The organism is Sagittula sp. P11 (genome assembly GCF_002814095.1).
GTDB lineage: Bacteria > Pseudomonadota > Alphaproteobacteria > Rhodobacterales > Rhodobacteraceae > Sagittula.
Window position 1 is genome coordinate 181,347 of the sequence record NZ_CP021913.1, and the last position, 14,697, is coordinate 196,043.

Annotated in this window: 17 protein-coding genes; 8 read left to right on the top strand and 9 right to left on the bottom strand. The window is 67.7% G+C overall.

All coding sequences use genetic code 11. The features are described from left to right. Positions 1-301 precede the first annotated feature (301 nt). Both CDO87_RS00885 and CDO87_RS00890 read left to right on the top strand, forming a co-directional pair. Positions 302-853, top strand: coding sequence for a DUF2199 domain-containing protein (locus CDO87_RS00885; RefSeq protein ID WP_100927008.1), 552 nt, complete (start codon positions 302-304; stop codon positions 851-853). A 232-nt stretch (positions 854-1,085) separates the two neighbouring features. Next, the gene (locus CDO87_RS00890) at positions 1,086-1,349 is read left to right on the top strand and encodes a pilus assembly protein PilP (protein ID WP_100927009.1); all 264 of its coding nucleotides are present in this window, start codon (positions 1,086-1,088) and stop codon (positions 1,347-1,349) included. On the opposite strand, the gene CDO87_RS00895 is transcribed toward CDO87_RS00890, so the two are convergent. Both CDO87_RS00895 and CDO87_RS00900 read right to left on the bottom strand, forming a co-directional pair. Continuing rightward, positions 1,350-2,231 (bottom strand): formate/nitrite transporter family protein, encoded by an 882-nt coding sequence (locus CDO87_RS00895; RefSeq protein WP_254698261.1) that lies wholly within the window; start codon positions 2,229-2,231, stop codon positions 1,350-1,352. 61 nt (positions 2,232-2,292) lie between these two features. Continuing rightward, positions 2,293-2,601 (bottom strand): hypothetical protein, encoded by a 309-nt coding sequence (locus CDO87_RS00900; RefSeq protein WP_100927011.1) that lies wholly within the window; start codon positions 2,599-2,601, stop codon positions 2,293-2,295. 125 nt (positions 2,602-2,726) lie between these two features. On the opposite strand from CDO87_RS00900, the gene CDO87_RS00905 reads away from it, so the two are divergent. The 5 genes from CDO87_RS00905 to CDO87_RS00925 all read left to right on the top strand — a co-directional run bounded on the left by CDO87_RS00905 (position 2,727) and on the right by CDO87_RS00925 (position 7,060). Continuing rightward, positions 2,727-3,308, top strand: a complete 582-nt coding sequence (locus CDO87_RS00905) for a hypothetical protein (protein WP_100927012.1) — start codon at positions 2,727-2,729, stop codon at positions 3,306-3,308. A gap of 284 nt (positions 3,309-3,592) precedes the next feature. Continuing rightward, complete coding sequence (locus tag CDO87_RS00910; RefSeq protein WP_100927013.1) at positions 3,593-4,231, top strand: SDR family oxidoreductase; 639 nt, start codon at positions 3,593-3,595, stop codon at positions 4,229-4,231. 131 nt (positions 4,232-4,362) lie between these two features. Further along, positions 4,363-5,148 (top strand): 5'/3'-nucleotidase SurE, encoded by a 786-nt coding sequence (gene surE / locus CDO87_RS00915; RefSeq protein ID WP_100927014.1) that lies wholly within the window; start codon positions 4,363-4,365, stop codon positions 5,146-5,148. Next, complete coding sequence (locus tag CDO87_RS00920; RefSeq protein WP_100927015.1) at positions 5,145-5,786, top strand: protein-L-isoaspartate(D-aspartate) O-methyltransferase; 642 nt, start codon at positions 5,145-5,147, stop codon at positions 5,784-5,786. Before surE ends, CDO87_RS00920 begins: the two co-directional genes overlap by 4 nt. A gap of 86 nt (positions 5,787-5,872) precedes the next feature. Then, positions 5,873-7,060, top strand: a complete 1,188-nt coding sequence (locus tag CDO87_RS00925; RefSeq protein ID WP_100927016.1) for a peptidoglycan DD-metalloendopeptidase family protein — start codon at positions 5,873-5,875, stop codon at positions 7,058-7,060. 184 nt (positions 7,061-7,244) lie between these two features. Here CDO87_RS00925 and CDO87_RS00930 read toward each other — a convergent pair whose 3' ends face one another. The 4 genes from CDO87_RS00930 to CDO87_RS00945 are packed head-to-tail and all read right to left on the bottom strand — an operon-like array spanning position 7,245 to position 9,749. Continuing rightward, positions 7,245-8,084: an ATP-binding protein gene (locus tag CDO87_RS00930; RefSeq protein WP_100927017.1), complete on the bottom strand. Its 840-nt coding sequence runs from the start codon at positions 8,082-8,084 to the stop codon at positions 7,245-7,247. Further along, positions 8,077-9,027: a twin-arginine translocase subunit TatC gene (tatC, locus tag CDO87_RS00935; protein WP_100927018.1), complete on the bottom strand. Its 951-nt coding sequence runs from the start codon at positions 9,025-9,027 to the stop codon at positions 8,077-8,079. Before tatC ends, CDO87_RS00930 begins: the two co-directional genes overlap by 8 nt. Beyond that, positions 9,024-9,491, bottom strand: a complete 468-nt coding sequence (tatB, locus tag CDO87_RS00940; RefSeq protein WP_100927019.1) for a Sec-independent protein translocase protein TatB — start codon at positions 9,489-9,491, stop codon at positions 9,024-9,026. Before tatB ends, tatC begins: the two co-directional genes overlap by 4 nt. Before the next feature lie 6 nt (positions 9,492-9,497). After that, positions 9,498-9,749, bottom strand: coding sequence for a twin-arginine translocase TatA/TatE family subunit (locus CDO87_RS00945; protein ID WP_100927020.1), 252 nt, complete (start codon positions 9,747-9,749; stop codon positions 9,498-9,500). Between the two features lie 242 nt (positions 9,750-9,991). Here CDO87_RS00945 and CDO87_RS00950 point away from each other — a divergent pair, with 242 nt between their 5' ends. Continuing rightward, positions 9,992-10,651 (top strand): YafY family protein, encoded by a 660-nt coding sequence (locus CDO87_RS00950; protein WP_100927021.1) that lies wholly within the window; start codon positions 9,992-9,994, stop codon positions 10,649-10,651. 247 nt (positions 10,652-10,898) lie between these two features. On the opposite strand, the gene CDO87_RS00955 is transcribed toward CDO87_RS00950, so the two are convergent. The 3 genes from CDO87_RS00955 to CDO87_RS00965 all read right to left on the bottom strand — a co-directional run bounded on the left by CDO87_RS00955 (position 10,899) and on the right by CDO87_RS00965 (position 14,617). Next, entirely contained in the window at positions 10,899-11,789 is an 891-nt protein-coding gene (locus CDO87_RS00955) for a fructose bisphosphate aldolase (protein ID WP_100927022.1), read from the bottom strand. Positions 11,790-12,023: 234 nt separating this feature from the next. Beyond that, positions 12,024-13,385, bottom strand: coding sequence for a cytochrome P450 (locus tag CDO87_RS00960; RefSeq protein WP_100927023.1), 1,362 nt, complete (start codon positions 13,383-13,385; stop codon positions 12,024-12,026). Then, the gene (locus CDO87_RS00965) at positions 13,382-14,617 is read right to left on the bottom strand and encodes a hypothetical protein (protein ID WP_100927024.1); all 1,236 of its coding nucleotides are present in this window, start codon (positions 14,615-14,617) and stop codon (positions 13,382-13,384) included. Before CDO87_RS00965 ends, CDO87_RS00960 begins: the two co-directional genes overlap by 4 nt. Between the last annotated feature and the right edge of the window lie 80 nt (positions 14,618-14,697).

Below are 14,697 nucleotides of genomic sequence, written 5' to 3' on the forward strand. Positions count from 1 at the left end.
CAGACGACATCCGGACCGGCGCTCCCTAAACGGGCCTACGGCCAGCGGTGGCCAGAAAGGCCGAAACACAAATCCGCCGCGCGCTCAACCATACGCGTCGCCGCAAACCCGTCCAAAGCGCCCCGCGCCTCTCCCTCATCACCGTCGGTGCTGCCGACAAGGCGCGCCGCCGTGCCAATCGCACCGCCATCCGGCCCGCGGTCGCCCCCCCCGCTTCTCTGCTGCAAGAATACTCCCGCCGGAGGCGTCCCGCCCGCTCCAGACGCGCAACGCCCCGGCCCACAGCCCACGAGGCCCGCCCATGTCCCTCCTCGCCCTCGACGCCCGCTGGCGCCGCCTCAACGATCCCGACCGCGCCTGCCCGTGCTGCGGCCGCACCTTCGGCGGGGTCTTCGACATCGGTTTCGAAGAGCCGGAGGACTGGCCGCATGCGCCGCGCATCGACGACGATGTCACCGTCGGGAACGACCGCCTCACCGCCGAACTCTGCCGCATCGACAGCCGCCACTTTCTGCGCGCCGTTCTGCCTCTGCCGATCCGCGGAGCCGATGAAACCTTCCACTTCGGCCTCTGGGTCGAGGTCTCGGCAGAAACCTTCCACGAATACGTCGCCACCTTCGACACCCCTCGACCGTTTGCAAACGAAGGACTGACCGCCAACACCCTCCCCGGGTTCGAGGATGAAACCGGGACAGCCGTCACCCTGACGGCCTCTGACGCCAGCCAGCGCCCCGTGGCCACCGCCACGGATGGCCCTCTGGCCGAGGCTCAGGCGCAGGGAATCGGCTTCGACGACCTGCTCGACATCTACGCCGCCTCCGGAAACGACATCCGCCCGCACCTGACGGCCTGACCCCGGCGCCCCTACGCCTCCAAAACGCGGCGCAGATCCGCCGAGGCGCCCGGACGGGTTGGCGGGCGGGCGCCTTCGGCCAGAGGCCGAACAGTCCCGCCAAGCCGATCCGGCAAGCTTGTGCCCATGTCGCACCCCCTTCCGGCAACCCGCCGCACAGCGCCTTCAGCCCCGCTTTCGCAGGCCACGAAGCCCGTGTACGCGCGCCTCTCCACTCAGAGGAGACGCTGACATGGCACAGGAACAGTCATCGCAGAAGGTCGCACAGTTCGCCACGCAGCAGGCGTCGGGCAGCCTGGACGCGCTCATCCTGCTCGGCACCTTCGGGTCCGGCGAACGGCCGCGCGCCCTCGTGCGCACGCCGGACGGCAAGGTCGTCGAACTCAAGGTCGGCGACCGCATCGGCCGCGACCCGATCATCGCGATCGAGGACGGGCGCCTCGCGCTCTCGGGCAATGGCCGCACCCGCTGGATGACCCAGCCGGTCGTGCAGTGATCATTCCACCTCGACCTCGTTGCGCACCTGCCCCCAGACCAGCAGCGTGAAGACGGCGGTTCCGCCGGCCACGTTGCCCGCCAGAACCGGCAGGAAATAGACCAGGGCCGCGTCGGCGAAGCGCATTTCGCCGACCCACACCAAGAGGCCCGCCTCGACCGATCCGGCGATCACATGGGCGAAACCGGCGGCGGTGATCAGCCAGGTCAGCACCATGACCACGAAGAAAGACCCGCCGTTGCGTGTCGCGGGCAGGATCCACACCAGCGCCGCGATGATCAGACCGGCGGGCATCGCGCGGACGAAGTTCTGCGTCGCCGTTCCCTCGACGGCATGATGCGACACGGCGATCAGCGCCTCCATCACATCGGGCTGCACGACGAATGGCAGCGTCAGGAAGCCGGAAGCCACCACGCAGCCGACGATATTGGCGCAGAGCACCACGGCCCAGAGCCGCAACAGCTTCAAGAGGCATGTGAGGGAGCGGTCTGCCACAACCGGCAGCACGGTGGTGATCGTGTTCTCGGTGAAAAGCTGCATCCGCCCGAAGATCACCACCATGAAGCCGACCGAATAGCCCAGCCCCTCCACCAGCAGCGCCCAGTCGGCCTCCGGCAGGCGGCTCTTCAGCACGGCCTGCGTCAGGACCGAGAGGCTGATGAGTACCCCGGCCGCCAGGCCCGACCAGACAAGCGACGCCACGGGCCGCTGCAGTTCCTCGTCACCGTCGCGCCGGATGACCTCGTAGATCAGGCGGGCCGACAGGCGGCTCGCCTCCGTTACATGCGATTCGTCGGAATGGCTGCGCACCGCCTCCTGTTCGGCTTCGGGGTCCAGGTCCTGGTGCTGATCCGGGGTCTCGCCCCGCCGCGGTGCGGTCATGTCATGGTCTTGCATGACACGTGAACCACGATCCCGGGCTTTGGTTCCCACAGCACCTGCATCAGCTTGTCACGTCCCTGCAGCGCGTCCAGCGCACCGGGGCGACGCTGCCGAAAGCCACGTCCACCTCCTCTTCCGACAACTGGAGGATCACCACCGTGTCGCCCGCGCCCGGCTCACCCGCCGGTGTCTCGAATTCATAGCGGTGGCGGCTGTAGCGTCCCGGCACCTCCGTGCCGCCCGGAGTGACCACCGTCGGCCCGAGGATGGTCAGCGACCGTCCGTCCGGCCCGCACCAGTCGCCGCTGATCTCGTCCGCCAGCGCGGCACCGGGACACAGCATCATCAGGACAATCATCAAACCGCGCATTCCGGCACTCCCCTAGAAACCCGGGCCACTCTGCAACAGGCGGTGCGTCGGTGCCAGTCACAACCGCACGGTCCCTCGCCAAAGGCAATCGTGTCCGTCTAGTCTGCGGCAAAAAGGGAAAGATCATGACGGCCACGGCGCGCATCACCCTCGAAGCCACCGACACGGCACAGGAAATCTCGTTCCTGATGCGCCCGCAGCGTCATCTCTGGGTCAGCCTGTTTCTCTGCGTCTGGCTGGCCATCGCTTCCGGGGCGTGGCTTCTCGCGCTGTGGGAGACGCTCTCCGCCCCCATGCTGGTCGTGGGCTTCCTCGGCCTCTGGCTTGCAGCATGGACGGCGGGCTGCCTTGGCGCGCTGACGCTCCTTCTTTGGCTCAACATCGGCGAGGAACGCCTGATCGTCACGCCGGAGACAGTGACCGTCACGCGCAGCATCCCCTTCTGGCGCCGCTCGACCCGCTGCGACGGCGAGGCCGTGACGGGATTGCGCGCGGGCCCGACCGAGAGTGCCTGGCCGCAGGATGCAAAGCGCACGCCCGGGCTGTGGGCGCCGCGCAAGGCGGGCACGATCAAGTTCGACTACGGGCGGTACGTCATCGGGTTCGGCCTGGGCCTCGACACACAGGAGGCCCGCAAGGTGGTCGATCACGTTCTGCGCCACTTCCCGCAATACGGACCGATCGAGCGTGACCGCGCCGCCGGGTGACCCGCGCCTCGGCAGAAAGCATCAAGAACGGCTCTCGACCAACTGATTTATAATCCTATTTTACCCTAAATCTCAGACGAAGCCCCTGAACTTCGGTAGCGAAAGGGCAGCCAACGGCAAAGCGTCACGCGGTCGCACGCCATCCACGCCGACACGAAAAACGCCGCGCAAACCATTGAAATAAATCAGATTCGAAAAGAACCAGACGACGCACACCAGACACCCTCCGACAGCACCCCGCGCCGCGGCTTGACGGAGCGCCAAATCCCGGCCAAACGGTCGGCATGACCCAGATCGCCCTCATCACCGGCGCCTCGCGCGGCCTTGGCTATGCCCTCGCGGAGGCGCTCGCGCCCGAGTATCACATCGTCGCCGTCGCCCGCACCGTGGGCGGGCTGGAAGAGCTCGACGATGCCGTCAAGGCGAAGGGCGGCGCGGCGACGCTTGCGCCGATGGACGTGACCGACCGCAACGCCATGGCGCAGCTCTGCCGCTCCGTGCACGACCGCTGGGGCGGCGTGGCGCTCTGGGCGCACACGGCGGTGCACACCGGGCCGCTGACACCGACCTGGCAGCTCGACCCGAAGGACTGGGACCGCTCCATGGCGACCAACGCGCATGCCATGGGCCACCTGATCCCCTACATCGCGCCGCTCCTCGGCACCGGCGGCACCGCGCTCTTCTTCGACGATCCGAAGGGGGGCGAGAAGTTCTACGGCCACTACGGTGCGTCGAAGGCCGCGCAGATCGCCGTGGCGCGAAGCTGGGCCGCCGAGACGGTGAAGACCGGCCCGAAGGTGCGTATCCTGACGCCCGGCCCCATGGCCACCGCCGTCCGCGCGCGCTTCCACCCCGGCGAGGAGCGCGACGCGCTCGCCACGCCCGCCGACGAGGCCCGCCGCCTGCTCGCCGAACTCTGGTAACGCGCACGTTTTCGACTGCCGTAAGGCCCTGCCTGTCCCCCACCGGACACGGCCCGCCACGGTCGGCGCCCCGCCGCTTGCCCCGCCTGCCCCCTTCGCTTAAGGACGATGCAAAGCGAACGGGCAGGCTCATGCGCATCCTCATCACCAACGACGACGGCATCAACGCCCCGGGGCTCAAGGTGCTGGAACAGATTGCGGCCGAGCTCGCCGGGCCGGACGGCGAGGTCTGGACCGTCGCCCCCGCCTTCGAACAGTCGGGCGTCGGCCACTGCATCAGCTACGCCCACCCCACGATGATCTCCGAACTCGGGCCGCGCCGCTATGCCGCGGAGGGCAGCCCCGCCGACTGCGTGCTGGCCGGCGTGCACCATGTCCTGAAGGACACGCCCCCCGACCTCGTGCTGTCGGGCGTGAACCGGGGCAACAACTCGGCCGAGAACGCGCTTTATTCCGGCACGCTCGGTGGTGCCATGGAGGGCGCGCTGCAGGGCCTGCCCGCCGTCGCGCTGTCGCAGTACCTCGGGCCGGAAAACTACCGCATCGACGACCCCTTCGAGGGCGCGGCGCAGTTCGGCGCGGATGTCCTGCGCAAGATCCTCTCATTCGACGCGGGCGAACAGGACGGCTACCGGCTGTTCTACAACGTGAACTTCCCCCCGGTCCCGGCGTCCGGCGTGAAGGGCATCGTCGCCGCCCCGCAAGGGGTGCGCGAGAACACCCGCTTCACCGTCGAATCCCAGCTTTCGCCGTCGGGGCGCCGGTTCCTCTGGGCGAAGGGCGGCGACCAGCGGGCCCCTGTGGCCGAAGGCACCGACGCCGCCGTCAACCTCGACGGCTGGATCTCCGTCACTCCGATGCGGGCCGACCTGACCTGCACCACGGCCCTGAAGGCGTTGCGGGACGCCTTCGCATGACGTTCGACGCCGAGGCAAAGATGCAGTTCCTTTTCGCCCTGCGCTCCAAGGGCGTGACCGACAAGGCCGTGCTCTCGGCGATGGAGAAGATCGACCGCGGCCTGTTCATCCAGGGCTATTTCACCGACCGCGCCTACGAGGACATGCCGCTGCCGATTGCCTGCGGCCAGACCATTTCGCAGCCCTCCGTCGTGGGACTGATGACGCAGGCGCTGAACGTCGGACCGCGCGACAAGGTGCTGGAGGTCGGCACCGGCTCCGGCTACCAGGCCGCGATCCTCAGCCAGCTGGCCCGTCGGGTCTATACCGTCGACCGGCACAAGCGGCTGGTCGCCGCCGCGCGCAAGGTTTTCGACGCGCTGGAACTGGCCAATATCACCGCCTTTACCGCCGACGGCTCCTTCGGGCTGGCCGATCAGGCGCCGTTTGATCGCATCCTCGTGACCGCCGCTGCGGAAGACCCCCCCGGGCCGCTCTTGGCGCAATTGAAGATTGGCGGTATCATGGTGGTGCCCGTAGGGCAGTCGGACACCGTGCAGCACCTGATCCGGGTCACCCGGACGGAAAACGGCTTCGACTATGACGAGTTGCGGCCCGTACGCTTCGTGCCGCTGGTGGAAGGGCTGGGAAAGGACTAAGAGGGTCCCGACCGCATCAGCCTGTACCGAGATCACAGGCGTGACGCCCCGGAACAACAAGGGGCGCATGAGACGAGGACATCGAGATGACGCTGACCCGCACCCTTCCCGCGTTTGCCCTGCTGGCCCTTGGCGCCGCCTGCTCCAACGGGCTGGACGTCGACATGCGCGGCCGCATCGGCGGGCCGGTGGACACCTCCACCGCCGCGGCCTCTGCCACGGCAGATCGGCCTGCCCCCGACGATCGCGGCGTGATCTCCTACCCGAGTTACCAGGTCGTCGTGGCGCGGCGCAACGACACCGTGGCGCAGGTCGCCGAACGGGTCGGCCTGCCCGCGCAGGAGCTCGCCCGCTACAACGGCCTCCAGACCGGCGACACGCTGCGCCGGGGCGAGATCATCGCCCTGCCGAGCCGCGTGGCCGAGCCGTCGCCCGCCACCGGCGGCCTGCAGCCCGCAGGCCAGGTGGACGTGACGACGCTGGCCGGCGCCGCCATCGACCGCGCCTCTCCGACCACGCCGCGGGGCACGACCACCGGCGGCGGAGCAGAACCGATCCGTCACCAGGTGGCACGAGGCGAAACCGCCTTTACCATCGCCCGGCTCTACCAGGTCAGCCCGCGCAGCCTTGCGGAGTGGAACGCGCTCGACAAGGACTTCACCGTCCGCGAGGGCCAGTACCTGCTGATCCCCGTTGTCGACCAGACGGAGGTCGCAGCCGCCACGACCGTCACCACCGTGCCGGGCAGCGGCTCCCCTACGCCGACGCCGCCGTCCTCGACGACGCCCCTGCCCTCGGTGGACGTGACACCCATCGAGCCCGCAACCCCGCCCGCATCCAGCGGCACCTCCACGGCAGCCGCCCCCGCGCCGAAGCCGCCCGCCGCCGACATCGGCCAGCAGGCGGCGAAACCGGCGTCCAGTTCGGCCCAGATGGTCATGCCGGTCTCCGGCTCGATCATCCGCGAATACTCCAAGGGCAAAAACGAGGGCATCGATATCTCCGCCTCTGCCGGCCAGCCGGTGAAGGCCGCCGCCGCCGGGTCGGTCGCGTCGATCTCGAACACCACCGAAGGCGTGAAGCTGCTGCTGATCCGTCACCCGGGCGACCTGATCACCGTCTACACCCATGTCGACGACATCTCGGTCAAGAAGGGCGACGCCGTGAGCAAGGGCCAGACGATTGCGCGCGTCGGCTCCGGATCGCCTTCGTTCCTGCACTTCGAGGTCCGCAAGGGCTTCGACAGCACGGACCCGATGGCCTACCTGAAATAAGGCTCTGCGGGGAACGCCAGGGGCCCGAGGCCCGGCGCGTTCCCCTGTCCCTCGCATCAGCCAAAACAGGCGTGCGACAGCCTTTCGCGCGCCTCAAGCTGTCCGCTGACAGCACCTGCCCCAATATGTGATCAAAAGGAACGACCCCGGCCAGTCGCCGGGGTCCGTGGCCTGACGCAGCCGATCAGCTCAGCGCAACGCCCTTGCGGCCCGCGAGATCGGTGAAGAACTGCCAGGCCACCCGACCGGAGCGCGAGCCGCGCGTCGCTTGCCACTCGATCGCCTCGGCGCGCAGCGTCTCGTCGTCGATGGTGACCCCGTAGCTGTCGCAATATCCCCGGATCATCGCCAGGTATTCGTCCTGCGAACAGGGGTGGAAGCCCAGCCACAGCCCGAAGCGGTCCGACAAGGACACCTTCTCCTCCACCGCCTCCGAGGGGTTGATAGAGGAGGAGCGCTCGTTCTCGATCATGTCGCGGGGCATCAGGTGCCGCCGGTTCGAGGTCGCATAGAGCACCACGTTGTCCGGACGGCCCGAGACACCGCCGTCCAGCACCGCCTTCAGGCTCTTGTAGTGCTGGTCGTCATGACTGAACGACAGGTCGTCGCAGAACAGCACGAACCGGCAGGGCGCGTGCCGCAGCAGGTCCAGAAGGCGCCCGACAGACGGCAGGTCCTCGCGCTGGAGCTCAACCAGCTTCAGGTCGTGCCCCTCGGCGCGGACGGCGGCATGCACCGCCTTCACCACCGACGACTTTCCCATGCCCCGCGCGCCCCAGAGGAGCGCGTTGTTGGCTGGCAGGCCGCGGGCGAACTGCAAGGTGTTCTTCAGCAGCGTGTCGCGCGCCCGGTCGATCCCGATCAACAGCGACAGGTCCACCCGGCTGACCTTGTCGACCGGCTGCAGGTGGTCCGGTTCCGTTTCCCAGACAAAGGCCTCGGCGGTTTCGAAATCGGGGGCCGGGATCGGCGCCGGGGCCAGTCGCTCCAGCGCCGCTGCAATGCGTTCGAGGGGGTCAGTCACGGGCCTTCTCGTCCTCGTCGAATTCCTTCATGAGGGGATCTTCCTCGCCGTTCTCGTCCTCGAACCACAGGCCCTGTGCCCGCAGCTCCTTCTCGCGGCGCTTCTCGACGCGGGCAACAAGGAAGATCGAGACCTCGTAAAGCCCGTAGACCACGGTGAAGAGGATCAGCTGGGTAACGACATCCGGCGGCGTGACAACGGCGGCCAGGATCAGGATCGCCACCATCGCGTATTTCCGGACGGAGCCGAGGCCCTGCGCCGACACCAGCCCCGCCTTGCCCATCAGCGTCAGCAGCACCGGCAACTGAAAGCAGAGGCCGAAGGCCATGATGAACACGAGGCTGGTCTGCAGGCTCTCGTTCACCTTGCCGAAGAAGGTGATGCGCAGCCCCTCTGAGGTCGTCGGCACCACCGCCGTCGCATCCACGTCAACAGAGCCGGACAGCAGGTTGGCAAAGACCGACGGCGCGTCGGTGAAACCCAGGAAGAAGGCCATGGCCAGCGGTGTGACCACGAAATGCGCAAAGGACGCGCCCAGCAGGAACATCACCGGCGAGGCGACGATGAACGGCAGAAAGGCGTTTTTTTCGGACCGATACAGCCCGGGCGCCACGAAGCGCCACATCTGGTAGGCGATCACCGGGAAGGCCAGCGCAAAGCCGAACACCATGCCGATGCGGAACAGCACGAACAGGTATTCCTGCGGGCTGGTGTATTGCAGCGTCGGCGAAGGGTCCCCCAGCGCGCGCAGCGAGCTTTCGATGGGCACCAGCAGGAACTGCAGGACGTGCTCGGCAAGGAACTCGCCGCCGATCGGGATGAACATCACGCAGATTCCGAGGAACAGCGCGATGATCGACCGGATCAGCCGCGTCCGCAGCTCGGCCAGATGCTCGATCAGCGGGGCAGAGCTGTCCTCAAGCTCGTCTTCGGTGCGGCTCATGCCTTGTCACTCTCGTCGGTCGCGGGCGCCTTGGGCTCTTCGGCCAGCGCCTTCTCCATTTCCTCGGCCTTGCGCGCGGCCTCGTCCGCTTCCCGCTTCTTGCGGTCGGCGGCGGCGCGGGCGGCGTTGGCCTCGATCTTCTTGCGGGCCTCGTCGCGTTCCTTGGCAAGCTTGCCGGTCTCGCTGTCGGGCTTGAAGTCGGTCATCGACCTGGCTGCGTCCTTCACCCCGTCCATGGCGCTGTTCACCGGGTTCGTGGCGGTGCGGATGGTCTTCTGGATGTCCTTCACCCCCGCCTCGTCGGCGGCCTCGTTCATGGCGCGGCTGAACTCGCGCGCCATGCCGCGTGCCTTGCCCATGAACCGGCCGACGTTGCGGAACAGCACCGGCAGGTCCTTCGGACCGACGACGATCAGCGCAACGATGCCGATGACCAGAAGCTCGGCGAACCCGAGATCGAACATGGCGGCTTACACCTTGTCCTTGTCTTCGGTGGAAGAGTGCGTGGAGGAGGCCGGTGCAGACGCCGGGGTCACGTCACGTGCCTCTTCGCTCTTCTGGTCTTCCAGCTCCTGTCCGCCTTCGCTCACGCCCTTCTTGAAGGCGGTGATGCCCTTGCCGACCTCGCCCATAAGCGAAGAGATCTTGCCGCGGCCAAACAGCACCAGCACCACAACCGCGATCAGCAGAAGGCCCGGCAGGCCGATGTTCCCGATACCCATTGGTCTTGCTCCGTCATTGTTCCTGCAAAACGGTCGCAGAACCCGCGACCCGGATTAGTCCGAAGCTATCTAAAGACGTTTGGAGCGCGCGGAAAGCGCCAAACCGCCGCGCCCGGGCACTGTGTGTGTCATGAGGTTGTCAGTTGTCAGGATTTTGTCAGTATGGGGGTCGTCCCGCCGCCCGTTTCGTCCGAAAGACAGGGCGCGCACAGCCCCGAAAGACGCCCGATGAGTCGCCCCGAATGAACCGCAAGGACCGCCTTTACGCCCTGACCCAGCGCCTGCGCGACGGGCGCCTGCACACCGCCGAGGCGATGGCGCAGGACCTTGGCGTGTCGGTGCGCACGATCTATCGCGACATGGAAACCCTCGCCGCCTCTGGCGTGCCGGTGGAGGGCGCGCGCGGATACGGCTACACGGTGCAGGCGGCGATCACGCTGCCGCCGCTCAACCTGACAGAGGCGGAGCTTGAGGCGCTGCACCTGGCCCTCGCCGCCCTCGGGGCCTCGCCGCTGACGGAACAGGCCAGCGCCGCCCGCACTCTCGCCGCCAAGATCGACGCCGTTCTGCCCGAAGACAGCGACAGCCGCGCCGCGCCCTTCGGCTTTGCCACCGACGCCTTCGCCGAGGCCGCGCGCGGCTTTGCCCACATGCCGGCGATCCGCGCCGCGATCCGGGCACGGCAGAAGCTGCGCGTCACGCTGAACGGCGTTGGACACGACCTGCGCCCGCTGCACCTCGATTACTTCGGCAGGATCTGGACCTGCGTCGCGTGGTCCGAGACCACCGGCGACTTCCTAAGCTTCCGCATCGACCGGATCGAGGACCTGCGCCCCCTGCCCTCGCTCTTCGTGGGCGAACCCGGCCGGACGCTTGCCGACTGGCGCGCGCGGCAGGGCTGAGGCCTGCCACGACGACTACATGGCTGCGACGGTCAAGGCCGCGGCACGCTTGTTTCGGTTCGGATCGTCTCGTCCGTCAGGGCACAACCGCCGGTCCGCCCCTCGGCCGGAACGAATGTGTCCTTCCAGACCCGCAGTTCGGTTGTGTGGCCTACACTGACCGCCCCCCCAAACGCCCACGCAACGAAAATCCCCGCGCCAGCCGATGCTCGCGCGGGGTCCGGTCAGACCTAGATAGGATCGGGCGTCAGATCGACGCCTGGTAGATCTTGTCGATGTTCGACCCGAGCGCCGCGTTGAACTCCTCGTCGGACTGCTGCTTGAACAGCCCCTCTGCCAGCGCACGGCTGAACGACGCGATCATCTTCGGCTGCTTGGCCAGCTTCTCGCACGCCTCGTCGGTGGAATATCCGCCGGACAGCGCCACCACCCGGATCACGCGCGGATGCTCTGCCAGCCGGTCATAAAGCCCCACCTCGGTCGGGATCGACAGCTTCAGCATGACATCCTGCCCGTCTTCGAGGGTGTCGAGGTGGCGGGCGATCTCGTCCTTCAGCATGGCCTCGGCCTCTGCCTTGGTGGACGACTTGATGTTGACCTCCGGCTCGAGGATCGGCACCAGCCCGCAGGACAGCACGGTGCGGGCGACCTCGAACTGCTGGGCGACGACCGCCGCAATGCCCTCGGCATTGGCCTCGTGGATGACCGAACGTTCCTTCGTGCCGAACACGCCGAACCCCTCGGCGTCCTTCAGCAGATCTTCCAGGCCCGGGATCGGCTTCATCAGCTGCACGCCGTTGGCCTCGTCCTCAAGGCCCTTGTCGATCTTCAGGAAGGGCACGATACCGTTGTCTTCCCACAGCACCTGGCTCACCGGCTTGCCGTCGATGGTGCCGCGCATGGTGCGTTCGAACAGGATCGCGCCGATGACCTTGTCAGAGGTGAAATCCGGCGCCTTGATGATGCGCGTGCGCATGGCGTGGATCTCGTTGAACATGGCGCGCTCGCCGTCGTACATGTCCTCGGTCACGCCATAGAGCTTAAGCGCCTTCGGCGTCGAGCCACCCGACTGGTCGAGCGCCGCAATGAAGCCCTTCCCCTCGGCCATCTGCGCCTTCATCTTCGCGAAATCTGCCATCACCCTCTCCCGGCTGAAATTCAATCGCCCAACGCTTAACGCGGGTTTCCGGGCAAACCTAGAGGCATCGGAAACTGTTAACGCTAAATGTGGCAGGCTGCGCATCCGGGCCGCGACGATCGGCCAGGGGATGCCCAGGCTTTGGCGGATTTCAGGGCAGGACGGCGCCGCACACGCGCCCTGCCACCCTTCCGTGCAGGCGCCCCGGTGGCAGAACCGTAGGACGGGAAAGGTTCAGCGCCTGTCGATCCGCAGCCAGATGCCGTCGCGCGCCCGCACCGTCAGGTGCGCCTCCGGCACCGGATCGCGCCCCTCGACGCACGACACCTTCAGGTCGCGCAACAGCAGCGACAGAAGCAAGGGCCCCTCCACCATGGCGAACCCCGCCCCGGTGCAGACCCTCGGCCCGGCCGAAAACGGGATGAAGGCGTCGCGCCCGCAGGCCCGGCCGTTCTCCGTCTGCCAGCGCCCCGGGTCGAAGGCGTCGGGCCGCTCCCACAGCCGTTCGTGCCGGTGCAGGTGCCAGGGCGACAGCACCACCTGCGACCCCTTGGGCACGTCGCGGTTGCGGAACCGCTCCGGGCAGGTCGTTTCGCGCACCATCATCGGCACCGGCGGATAAAGGCGCAGCGTCTCGCGGAACACGTCGCGCGACACCCGCATCCGCCCGATCTCGGCAAAGTCGCCGGTCTGCAGCCCCTGCGCCTCCTCGGCCACCCGCTCCTGCCACTCGGGGTAAAGCGCCATCAGGTACAGCGCCCAGCCGAGCGCAGAGGCCGAGGTCTCATGCCCCGCAAGGAAGAAGATCGCCACCTGATCGACCATTTCGGAGGCGGTGAAGGTCTCTCCAGTCTGCGGGTCGCGGGTGGTCATGATCTTGGTGGCGAGGTCGTCGGGTGCCGTGCCTGCCGCGATCTCGGCGGCGCGCGCCTCCGTCAGCCGGGCGATCAGGCCGCGGATGCGCCGGGCCGCGGCCTTCGTGTCGCGCCGGAAGAACCGCGGCACCCAGCGCGGCACCGGGATGAAGGCGGCCAGGTTCAGGATCGGCTGGGTGCGCTGGTAGGCGCGGAACTCGTGAAACACAGCCGAGGCCGTCTCATCCTCGATGGGGATGGAAAAGAGCGTGCGGAAGATCACGTCGGCGGCGGCATGGCTGGTCTGTTCCTCGATCTCGACCACCTCGCCCGCGCGGACGGTCAGCCGCGACAGCGCCGCCTGTGCCGCCTCCCACATCGCCGGATAGGTTTCCCTCAGCCGACCGCCTTCGAAGGCCGGGTCGATGATCCGCCGCTGCCGCTGCCATTGCGCGCCGTTGGTCAGGAACACCGACTCCCCCAGCAGCGGGCGCAGCCCTTCGCCGATGCGGTCGGACTTCGGAAAGTCCATGGGCCGTTCCTTCAGCACCTTGGTGACCAGTTCGGGCTGATTGATCAGGTAAGACCGGAAGAACGGCGTCCGGAACTCTGCCATCCACGCGCGATAGAGCTTCGCCGGTTGGGCCGACAGGATGTCCTGCCGGAACAGCTTCACATACCGCCTGAACGACACCTTGTCGGGCCGCGCCGCCGGTTTCGGCGGCACCCTGTCGTCCGTCATGCCGCCATGCTCGTGTACTTGGAGACCGCCCGGTCGATCCGGCTGGCCGAGGGCGGGCGCCCGGCATAGCGCGCCGCAAGGCTGAGCGGTCCGGCAGTGATCTGGAAATAGTCGTAGTCGAGCGGCCGGTCGAAGGCGCAGAGGTACTGGAAATGCAGGCGGAAAAACTTCCACCTCAGTTCCTTCCAGCGTTCGGGGCTGAGCGACCGGGTGAACTGGGCCGAGAAGACCAGCGGCCAGCGCTTGCCCTCCGGGGCCACGCCCGAGACGCTGACCGGATCGCAGAGCGCAAAGGCGCAGCCGTCCCCCGGCGCGGTGACATCGACCCAGGTCAGCTCGTCGCGCGCCGAGAGGTAGTGCAGGTCGGCCCGCAGCCGGTCGGCACCCCGCAGGAAGGACACCATGGGCACCACCTGCCCGAGGCTCAGGAACCCGAGCTTCGGACCGTTCGCCGGAACCCGCCCCGACCGGATCAGGTCAGCGAGGATCGAGACGGCCAGATGCGCACCGGAGGAATGGCCGACAACCAGCACCTCGTCATGGTCCTCTGCCAGCGCGCCGGCGATGATCTTGGCGAACTCCGCCATGCGCGCCTCGAGCTCCGGGGGATTGGCGCCCCGGTAGCGGGCCGAATAGGCGTAGTCGTGCATCAGGTAGTAAGCGAACAACTTGCCGTCCTTGGACCGGAACCAGCGCAGCACCATCACCCCGGGCACGAGGCCGACGATGGTCCCGGCCAGCGCGCCCCAGGGTCCGGCGAAACTGCCGGCCCAGCCGCACAGCCAGACCGCCAGCAGCGCCACCAGCGCCTGCACAAGCAGCGCGCCGATGGGATAGAGCGCGGCGATCACCGGCCCTTTCCTCAGCCGCATCAGCCGGAACAGCGCGCCCGTGGCGATGTATTCCCACGCGGTGCGCACAAGCTGGCCGTAGGTCGCGGGGATGGAGTTCGACATGCTGTCGCGCACGATATCGGACCAGACCAGCACCTCCACGTCCGCGGCGACCGGTATGCCGTCTATCGTCGCCTCGACATGCCAGCCATAGGGGCCGCCGGTGCGCTTCGGCTTCAGGCCGATCTCGTAGCCCGAGACCTCCGCCTGCGCGGCGCCCTCCTTGCGGTAGAGCTCGCGGTAGCGGCGCGGATGAATGGGATCGTAGCCCGGGATGTAGAACACCCGGCGCGTCCTGACGTCCCCGTCGCGGCTCTGGTCGCGGTCCTGCTGTGCCATGCGCAATCTCTCCTGTCAGGCAGGATAACCGCGGTTTCAGGCAACAGTAAGGCGTGGCGAGGGGCGATTTCGCCGCAAGG